General features: G+C 60.7%; 10 protein-coding genes. 9 read left to right on the forward strand and 1 reads right to left on the reverse strand.

The annotated features are described in order from the left end of the window. From Q0341_RS15065 to Q0341_RS15100, 8 genes are all read left to right on the forward strand, one after another. On the forward strand, window positions 1-313 hold a 313-nt coding region (locus Q0341_RS15065), incomplete at its 5' end, for a TRAP transporter small permease subunit (RefSeq protein ID WP_299515018.1). A gap of 10 nt (window positions 314-323) precedes the next feature. Further along, complete coding sequence (locus Q0341_RS15070; protein ID WP_299515020.1) at window positions 324-1604, forward strand: TRAP transporter large permease subunit; 1281 nt, start codon at window positions 324-326, stop codon at window positions 1602-1604. A gap of 89 nt (window positions 1605-1693) precedes the next feature. Beyond that, entirely contained in the window at window positions 1694-2689 is a 996-nt protein-coding gene (locus Q0341_RS15075; protein ID WP_299515023.1) for a TRAP transporter substrate-binding protein, read from the forward strand. Between the two features lie 108 nt (window positions 2690-2797). After that, the gene (locus tag Q0341_RS15080) at window positions 2798-3631 is read left to right on the forward strand and encodes a ThiF family adenylyltransferase (protein ID WP_299515025.1); all 834 of its coding nucleotides are present in this window, start codon (window positions 2798-2800) and stop codon (window positions 3629-3631) included. Between the two features lie 20 nt (window positions 3632-3651). Beyond that, window positions 3652-4527 carry a 4-hydroxyphenylpyruvate dioxygenase gene (locus tag Q0341_RS15085; protein ID WP_299515027.1) on the forward strand — a complete coding sequence of 292 codons (876 nt, stop codon included), beginning with the start codon at window positions 3652-3654 and terminating at the stop codon, window positions 4525-4527. Between the two features lie 8 nt (window positions 4528-4535). After that, window positions 4536-5417, forward strand: coding sequence for a TIM barrel protein (locus Q0341_RS15090; protein ID WP_299515030.1), 882 nt, complete (start codon window positions 4536-4538; stop codon window positions 5415-5417). A 291-nt stretch (window positions 5418-5708) separates the two neighbouring features. Beyond that, window positions 5709-6380: an AzlC family ABC transporter permease gene (locus tag Q0341_RS15095; protein ID WP_299515033.1), complete on the forward strand. Its 672-nt coding sequence runs from the start codon at window positions 5709-5711 to the stop codon at window positions 6378-6380. Continuing rightward, the gene (locus Q0341_RS15100) at window positions 6377-6709 is read left to right on the forward strand and encodes an AzlD domain-containing protein (protein WP_299515036.1); all 333 of its coding nucleotides are present in this window, start codon (window positions 6377-6379) and stop codon (window positions 6707-6709) included. Before Q0341_RS15095 ends, Q0341_RS15100 begins: the two co-directional genes overlap by 4 nt. Before the next feature lie 22 nt (window positions 6710-6731). Here Q0341_RS15100 and Q0341_RS15105 read toward each other — a convergent pair whose 3' ends face one another. Further along, window positions 6732-7469, reverse strand: coding sequence for a phosphatase PAP2 family protein (locus Q0341_RS15105; RefSeq protein ID WP_299515039.1), 738 nt, complete (start codon window positions 7467-7469; stop codon window positions 6732-6734). 317 nt (window positions 7470-7786) lie between these two features. Between Q0341_RS15105 and Q0341_RS15110 the strand changes: the two genes are divergently transcribed. Continuing rightward, the gene (locus tag Q0341_RS15110) at window positions 7787-8815 is read left to right on the forward strand and encodes a phosphoethanolamine transferase domain-containing protein (protein ID WP_299515041.1); all 1029 of its coding nucleotides are present in this window, start codon (window positions 7787-7789) and stop codon (window positions 8813-8815) included. Window positions 8816-9004: the final 189 nt, after the last annotated feature.

Below are 9004 nucleotides of genomic sequence, written 5' to 3' on the forward strand. Positions count from 1 at the left end.
TTTGTGGGTGGTGTTTTTGGGGGCCACGGTGGCCGTGCACGAAAAAGCCCACATGGGTGTGGATTCCCTGGTGTTGAGCCTGCCGCCCATGCTGCGCAAGGCCGTTTTGCTGTTGGGTTACTTGCTGATGCTCTTGGTCACTTGGCTGATGTTGTCGGGCAGCTGGGCGCAGACCCGCATCAACTGGGACGTGGAAGCGCCCGTGACCGGTTACTCCATGGCCTGGGCGTATGGCTGCGGCGTGGTGTTTGCGGTGTCGACGGGCGTCATGTTCCTGATGCAGATCTGGGCTTTGCTCACACAAAAAGACTGAAGGCCAAGCCATGACGATTGCGATTTTTCTGGGGGCCTTGATGTTGGCCATTGCCATGGGCATTCCCGTGGCCTATTCCTTGCTGCTGTCGGGCGTGGCCCTGATGTGGCACCTGGACTTGTTTGACGCCCAAATTTTGGCGCAAAACGTGCTGGAAGGCGCCAACAGCTTCCCTTTGTTGGCGGTGCCATTTTTCATGTTGGCGGGCGAGATCATGAATGTGGGCGGCCTGTCGCGGCGCATCGTCAATTTGGCATTGAGCCTGGTGGGGCATGTGCGCGGTGGTTTGGGTTTTGTCACGATTTTGGCGGCCGTGATGTTGGCGTCGCTGTCGGGCTCGGCCGTGGCCGACACGGCCGCGCTGGCCGCTTTGCTCTTGCCCATGATGGTCAAGGCTGGCCACAACAAGGCGCGTGCAGGTGGCCTGATCGGTGCGGCCGGCATCATTGCGCCCATCATCCCGCCTTCCATTCCCTTTGTGATTTTTGGCGTGGCAGGCAATGTGTCGATTGGCAAGCTGTTCATGGCCGGCATCGTGCCCGGCATCTTGATGGGCGTGGCCATTGCCGTGACCTGGTGGCTGGTGGCGCGCAGCGAGGGTGCCAGCACCCCGCCCAAATCCAGCACAGCCGAAAAATGGACTGCTTTGCGCGAATCCACCTGGGCCTTGGTCTTGCCGGTGATCGTGTTGGTGGGCCTGAAGATGGGCGTGTTCACCCCCACCGAAGCGGCGGTGGTGGCGGCGGTTTATGCTTTCTTTGTGGCCACCGTGGTGTACCGCGAGCTCAAGTGGCAGCAAATTTACGAGGTCATGGTGGCGGCCTCCAAAACCACGGCGGTGATCATGTTCTTGGTGGCCGGTGCCTCGGTGAGCGCTTGGCTGATCACTGTGGCCCAGATGCCTGCGCAGCTGATTGAATTGCTCCAGCCGTTCATGGACAACCAGACTTTGTTGCTGGTGATCATCATGGTCTTGCTCTTGCTCATTGGCATGGCCATGGACTTGACACCCACCATTTTGATCCTAGCCCCCGTGCTGATTCCGGTGGTGAAAGTCGCTGGCATCGACCCGGTTTACTTTGGGGTTCTGTTTGTGATGGCTGGTGCCATTGGCCTGATCACGCCGCCCGTGGGCACAGTGCTGAACGTGGTGGCCGGTGTGGGCAAGATGAAGATCGACGAAGTGGCTCGGGGTGTTGTTCCTTTCATGCTGGCGCAGATTGCGGTGCTGTTTTTGTTGGTGCTGTTCCCGTCCATCGTGCTGGTGCCCCTCAAGTTCTTTTATTCCTGATGTTTTCAACCAGCTTGGCGGTGAGATGGGCACGCCCTCGCCAAGTTTTTTTATCCCGGCGTCCCGCTTTCCTTTTCGGAGACAAGATCATGAAACGTGTGTTCATCAAGACCGTGCTGGCCACGGCAGCGTTGGCCCTGACCGGTGTGGCCATGGCGCAAGACAAGACCATCAAGTTTGCCAACCAGAATGCGGCAGGCCACCCCATCATCCAGGGCATGGAGAAGTTCAAGGAAATCGTCGAGAAGCAGTCTGGCGGCAAGCTCAAGGTCAATGTGTTCCCCGGTGGCGCTTTGGGCAGCGACCAAGCCAACGTGTCGGCCCTGCAAGGCGGCACGCTGGAGATGGCTTCGATGAACTCGGGCATTTTTGCTTCGCAAGTGCGCGATTTTTCAGTGTTTGACTTCCCCTTCATGTTCGCCAGCGGCCCAGAAGCCGATGCCGTGGTCGACGGTGCTTTTGGCAAAAAAATGCACGCCAAGTTGGAAGAAAAAGGCCTGGTCGGTCTGGGCTTTTATGAGCTGGGCTTTCGCAACCTGACCAACGGTCGCCGCGCAATCAACAAAGTCTCTGACATCGAAGGTCTGAAGCTGCGCGTGATCCCCAACCCGATCAACGTGGACTGGGTCAAGGCTTTGGGTGCCAACCCCACACCGCTGCCATTCCCTGAGCTGTATGCCGCCTTGGAGCAAAAAGCCGTGGACGGCCAGGAAAACCCCGTGGCCACCATCAACGGTGCCAAGTTGTACGAAGTGCAAAAGCACCTGACCCTGACCGGTCACCAGTACAACCCCCAGTCGATCGTGATCAGCAAAAAGTTCTGGGACACCTTGTCGGCCGCTGAAAAGAAAATTTTGAGCGACGCGGCTGCCGAGTCTTCGAAGTTCCAGCGCACCCAGGCCCGTGCCCAGGAGGCGAGCTTGCTTGAGAACCTGAAAAAAGGCGGCATGCAAGTGACGACTTTGCCCGCCGCTGAAGTGGCCATCTTGCGCGACAAGATGAAGCCCGTGATCGCCAAACACGGCGAGCCGATTGCGGCCACCGTGGCCGAGCTGCAAGCCGAGCTGGCCAAGCTGCGCAAGTAAGCCCCAAGGGCAGAGCAGGGCACGCGCCTTGCTCTGCCCTGCCTGATCTGACCTCCTCTTATTCATGGCCCGCATCGCTTGACGCTGCGGACCTTTTCCCCTCAGTCCATGATCAACGGCCACACCGAACTCATCGCCCACATCGGCTACCCCACACACACCTTCAAGTCGCCGATGATTTACAACCCGTACTTCAACGAAGCGGGCATCAATGCGGTGGTGGTGCCCATGGGCTGCAAGGACGCGCACTATCCGCAGTTCCTCAAGGCCGTGTTCACCCTTGAGAACATCCGGGGTGCCCTCATCACGATGCCGCACAAAGTCACCACCGTCAGCCTGCTTGATGAAGTCACCCCCACCGTTCGTGTGGCCGGTGCCTGCAATGCGGTCAAGCGTTTGCCCGATGGGCGTTTGGTGGGCGACATGTTTGACGGCGCGGGTTTTGTGCGCGGCGTTCAAGGCAAGGGGTTGGACCTGCAGGCCAAGCGCGTGCTGGTGGTGGGCACCGGCGGTGTGGGCTGCGCCATTGCCGCTTCTTTGGCGGGCGCGGGCATTGCCGCGATCAGCCTGTTCGATGTGAACACGCCCGCCTGCGAAGCCTTGGCTGAGCGCCTGCGCACGCATTACCCGCACATTTTGGTGCGCACAGGCTCGAACGACCCTGCAGGCCATGACCTGGTGGTCAACGCCACGCCGATGGGCATGCACGCGGGCGACCCGCTGCCGATGGATGTGTCGCGTTTGTCGCCCGACACTTTTGTGGGTGAGGTGGTGATGCAGGCCGAGACCACCGCATTTTTGGCGGCGGCGCAAGCCCGTGGTTGCCGTGTCCAGGTGGGCACAGACATGTTGTACGAACAAATTCCCGCCTATTTGGAATTTTTTGGTTGGCCCAGCACCACCGCCGAGGTGTTGCGCCGTGTCGCCCAACTGAGTTATTGAGCCCGCACAGGAGCCCCAAGATGAGCCAACAACCCGCGAACCGCGAAGCCGTCCCCGACATGCCCAACCGACTGGGCATCGCCGGCATTGAATTCATCGAATACGCCACCAGCCGCCCACAAGCGCTGGGCCAAGTGCTTGAAAACGTGGGTTTTCGCCCGGTGGCCCGCCACCGATCGCGCGAGGTCACGCTGTACCGCCAAGGCGGCATGAATCTGGTGGTGAACGCCAGTCCTGACGACGCACGCGTCAGTGGCACGGTGGACGGCCAGCCGGCGATCTCGGCCGTGGCCTTTCGCGTGCACGATGCCCTGCAGGCCCACACCCGTTGCATGGAACTGGGCGCTTGGCGTGTGGACAGCCATGCGCAGGCCATGGAGCTGCACATCCCCGCCATTCACGGGCCAGGCGGCAGCCGTTTTTATTTTGTCGACCGCTGGCAAGAGTTCTCGATTTACGACATCGACTTCAAGCCCATCCCCACCGTGGACCCCAACCCGCCTGCGCTGGCAGGCATGAGTTACTTTGGTGTGGTTCAGTACATTGGCGCCGCCCGCAGCGCTGACTGGCAAACTTACTACGAACACATGTTCGACTTCGGCACCATCCCTGACGAAGAGCGCTTTGGCATCTTGCCCAAAGGCAAACTCATGAAAAGCCCTTGCGGCAGCTTCTTGTGGCAACTGGTGGAGCCCGAGCCCTGGATGGACGCCGACGACAGCCCCGAGTGCTTGCAGCGCATTGGCTTTAGCGTGCCCGATGTGGGGCAGGCCGTGGCCGCGCTCAAGGCGCGTGGTGTGGAATTCGTCGAGTCGACCCAGCTGCACCCCGAAGACCGAGGCGCACTGACCCGTGCTGCGCTGGGCTCGGTCGCTTTTGAACTGGTTCACCAGTGAGGCCGCGCATGAGCATGCTCGACGGCTACGGCATGGACACCATCACCATGGCGGGCACCCTGGAGGCCAAGCTGGCCGCCATGAAAGGTGCTGGCTTTTCTCAGGTGATGCTGATGGCGCGCGATTTGGTCACGCACCCCGGTGGTGTCCAGGCCGCTGTGGCGGCGGTGCAGGCCAGCGGCATGCGGCCCACCGGCTTTCAGGTGCTGCGCGATTTTGAAGGTCTGTCGGGCCACCTGCACAGCTACAAACTCGACATCGCCAAATCCATGCTCCAGATGTGCGCGGCTACTGGCAGCAAGGTCTTGCTGGTCTGCTCGTCCACTTCGCGCCACGCCACACAAGACCTCGACGCCATCGCCGCAGACCTGAAAAAACTCGCCATGCTGGCCGTGCCGCTGGGCATCAAGATCGCCTATGAAGCACTGTCTTGGGGCCGCACCGTCAACGAATTTCCCACCAGCTGGGACGTGGTGTGTCGCGCCGACTGCCCCAACCTTGGCGTTGGCATCGACTCCTTCCACATCTTCGCTGCCCAAACCTCTTTGGACGCCATTGAGGCGCTGGACCCGTCCAAGATCTTTTTGGTGCAGTTGTCTGACTTCATGTGGCAAGAAACCCCCACATTTGAAGAGCGCATGACCACAGCCCGCACCTTCCGCGTGTTCCCAGGGGAGGGCGTGCACAGCGAGCAGTTGGCCGATTTGGTGTTGCGCCTGGACCGCATCGGTTACCGGGGCGACTACAGTTTCGAAGTCTTCAACGACGACTACCAGCAGCTGCCCCTGGAGACCGTGGCCGAGCGCGCCCGCAAGAGTGCCACCTGGCTGCACCAAGATGTGCTGCACAAAGCCGCGCCGCTGCCCGATTGGACACGCCAACGCGCCTGACGCTGGTGCTGGTGCTTTGGGGGCTGTGTTTTTTAGCAATGAAGCCCCGCTTGCGAAGCTTCCTTCACAAGCGGACTGATAAGCGGGTTCTCCAGCGTGTGAGGGCAGCCCAAAACTTCGGCGCTGCAACGTGCGGCAACGTGCTGTGGGGCCCAGACGGCTAAAAACACGCGCGGCGTTGTCTTTTTGGGGCCATCGCGATGGGGTGCTGGGTGGATAATCCTGCCCCTGCCCATCGCTTCTTTGTCGCCACCCATGCCTGATTCTTCGCCTCCGCACCATCTCCCGGCTTTGTCCGTACTGACTTTGACTTCGCCCGTGGCCATGGGCTATATCCCCTTGGGCACCGTGTTTGGTTTTTTGTTTGTGCAGGCTGGTGGCGAAGGCTGGCTCGCGGTGCTGGCCAGCCTGCTGGTCTATGCGGGTGCGGCGCAATACATGATGATCCCGATGCTGGCGGCAGGGCTGCCCGTCACGGCGATCGCCTTGGCCACGTTCATCGTCAACCTGCGCCATGTGTTCTATGGCCTGTCTTTGTTGGACAAACTGCCCCAAGGCAAGTGGTTGCGTCGTTATTGCGTGTTCGGTTTGACAGATGAGACCTATTCTGTTTTGACCACCCTGCCGCCTCAAACCCCTGCCCGGCAGATGGCGCTGGTGAGTGGGCTTAACCAGTGTTGGTGGGTGCTGGGCACGACCATGGGGGCCTGGCTGGGGTCCCAAGCCCAGATCTCGTTGGTCGGGTTGGACTTTGCCCTGGCCTCTTTGTTTGCCGTGCTGGCGGTGGAGCAATGGCGATCCCGCTTGAGCAGCGCACCGCTGTGGGTGGCTTTGGTCTCGTACGCATTGGCCTGGTGGCTGGTGCCGCAGCATGCGCTGGTGATCGCCATCGCCCTGAGCATGGCGGTGGGGGGCGTGTGGGTGCGCCATGCGCCTGCGCAGAACCCCGAGGTGCAGCCATGAACGACCGGACTTACGTGCTCGGCGCAATCGTGGCGATGGCGCTGGTGACGGTGTTGTTGCGGGCCTTGCCCTTTGTGGCCGCCACTTGGCTTCAAAAACACGCCATCGTGCAACGTTTGGGGCGGTTTTTGCCGCTGGCCATCATGAGCTTGTTGCTGGTGCACGCGATGGTCGGTGCGGCCCGTGAACACCGCCATGGCCCATGGCCCGAGTTGCTGGCGATCGCGCTGGTGCTGGTGATCCAGTGGCGCACCCGCAATGCCTTGCTGAGCATGCTGGTCGGCACCGGCAGTTATGTGTGGCTGCGCAACATGGGTGTTTGGGCTTGACTTCCTAACGGGCAAGGGGCCTTCACGGTCCGACCGTTCGGCGGGTGCGGTGCGCCCATTTTTGAGCCACCACAAACAAACCATGGTTGGCCCAGGCCGTGGCCGCACAGATCAAAGCGGTCCAGGCCGTGTGGCTGGGGTAGTGGGCACCTCGCAGGGTCTGCGCCAGCCCCAAGGCGAGACCAGCCAGCAAAATCACCCCAGTCATCTTCCGCCCAAGGCGTTGCTGGTCGGCGTCCACCGAGGTCAACCAGGGCAGGCTCAGCGCGATGAATGCAAAAGCGCTGGAAACGTGCCCGCCTGGAAAACACGAACCGCTGCCACCATCTGCAACGCCCCAGGACCAATGCGACACATACTGGGCCACCCCGCCAAACGCCTGCAATTCCCAGGGGCAGCTGGTCAGGCTGTTGTGCTTCATGGTGCTGACCACCAGCAAGCTGAGGGTGATGCCTGTGGCGATCTCGAACCGTTGGCGGCGCTTCAGATCTCGCCAAATCCCCTTTGGCCACACGGTCATGACCAGTACCCCGAGGTAGATCAACACGGCCAGTTGTTTCGCCCACTCGTGCATCACCCGGCTCAACCACCAATGGTCGCGCAACGCAAAACCCTGCGGGCCTGCCAACCAGGTGGCGACGTTCAGGTCAGCGCCCGACGCATCCCAGATCAGGGTCAGCACCAGCCAGCTGCCCCACAGCCAAAGGCTGTTGAGCAGGAGGGGTTTGTGGTCAGGATTGAGGAGGTCTGTTTTTTGCATCACGGGATGACAGGTCGAATGGGATGAGCCCATATTAAATCGATTCTGACAAGGTCCGCCGCATGATCCTCGTGCCCAAGACCATCGAGCTTCAAATACGGCCCTTCACGCCAAGAGAACAGGGTCGATACAGCATGTGTTTATGCAAGACAGTTCTGCATACAAGCTGCACAGGCAGGTTCGTGACCTTGGGAACGGGCTGACGGTGGTAGAAAGCATCGGTACAAGCCATGACGCGGGCCGCACTTGCCCAAGTTCATGTGGCGTTAAGCGTGGGTTCAATAGAATGTCGGCTGTTTCGTTGCCTTGGTTGACCCATGATCCCCACACCCGCTGTTCGCCGCCCCTGGCACCCTTTGAGCCTTTTGTTGGTGCTGGCCCTTTGGCTCAGCACATTGGGCAATCTGCCCTGGTGGCGAGCCCTGTGGGCCTTGACGGAGACCCACAGTCCCCGCACCTTGTTGGGTTTGTCCGGATTTGCGGTCATGGTGTTCGCGCTGACCACCAGCTTTTTGTGCTTGTTGGTTTGGCCTCGTTGGCGCAAACCCGCAGGTTTGGTGCTGCTGGTCATCGCGGCAAGCAACAGCTATTTCATGTTCACTTATGGGGTCGTGATCGATCCGACCATGATGGCCAACACCGCCCAGACCGATGTGCGCGAGGTGCGAGACCTGTTGTCGTGGTCCATGCTGGTGGTGCTGGGCTTGGGTGTGGTGCTGCCGGGCTGGTGGTGGTGGCGTCAGCCTGTGCAGACTTTGCCTGCGCTGCGCTTGGCGGGCAAGCAAATGGGGCTGGCGGCGCTGGCGTTTTTGGTGACCCTGGTGGTGGTGTGGGCCTCGTTTCAGGATTTGGCTTCCACCATGCGCAACCACAAATCTTTGCGCTACATGCTCAACCCCTTCAACACCGTTTACGGGGGCGCTCGCCTGTTGGTGGGTCAGACCCAGCAAGCGCGCATGCCTTTGCAGACCCTGGGTGAGGACGCCGCCATGGCGGCCAAGGACGGTGCCTCTGGGCCGGCTCCTTTGATCGTGCTGGTGGTGGGCGAAACCGTGCGGGCGGCCAACTTTGGGCTGAGCGGCTACGCCCGAAACATGACGCCACAACTGCAGCAGCTGCAGGCGAGTGGGGAGCTCACCTATTTTTCTGACGTCAGCTCTTGCGGTACCAACACCCAAGTGTCGGTGCCCTGCATGTTTTCACATTTGGGGCGCGAGGCCTTTGCCAAAAGCAACGCCCCTTACGAAAACCTGCTCGACGTGTTGCAGCGTGCGGGCATGAACGTGTTGTGGCTGGACAACCAGTCTGGCTGCAAAGGGGTGTGTGATCGCATCGCCAACGCTTAAACCCGAGAACTCAAAGACCCCAAGCTGTGCCCGGATGGTGAGTGTTTTGACGAGATCATGCTGAGTTTGTTGCCCGAAAAATTGGCGCAGCTCGAGGCCGGTGGGCGCAGCAGCGCTGGCACCGTGGTGGTGATGCACCAGATGGGCAACCACGGCCCGGCCTATTACAAACGCACCCCCGAAGCCATG

The sequence above is a fragment of the uncultured Limnohabitans sp. genome (genome assembly GCF_937889215.1).
Lineage (GTDB): Bacteria > Pseudomonadota > Gammaproteobacteria > Burkholderiales > Burkholderiaceae_C > Limnohabitans_A.

Coding starts and splice junctions, on each gene's coding strand:
- Q0341_RS15100 (WP_299515036.1), top strand. CDS start 6,377: ATGAACGACCGGACTTACGTGCTCGGCGCAATCGTGGCGATGGCGCTG.
- Q0341_RS15105 (WP_299515039.1), bottom strand. CDS start 7,469: ATGCAAAAAACAGACCTCCTCAATCCTGACCACAAACCCCTCCTGCTC.
- Q0341_RS15070 (WP_299515020.1), top strand. CDS start 324: ATGACGATTGCGATTTTTCTGGGGGCCTTGATGTTGGCCATTGCCATG.
- Q0341_RS15080 (WP_299515025.1), top strand. CDS start 2,798: ATGATCAACGGCCACACCGAACTCATCGCCCACATCGGCTACCCCACA.
- Q0341_RS15090 (WP_299515030.1), top strand. CDS start 4,536: ATGAGCATGCTCGACGGCTACGGCATGGACACCATCACCATGGCGGGC.
- Q0341_RS15075 (WP_299515023.1), top strand. CDS start 1,694: ATGAAACGTGTGTTCATCAAGACCGTGCTGGCCACGGCAGCGTTGGCC.
- Q0341_RS15085 (WP_299515027.1), top strand. CDS start 3,652: ATGAGCCAACAACCCGCGAACCGCGAAGCCGTCCCCGACATGCCCAAC.
- Q0341_RS15110 (WP_299515041.1), top strand. CDS start 7,787: ATGATCCCCACACCCGCTGTTCGCCGCCCCTGGCACCCTTTGAGCCTT.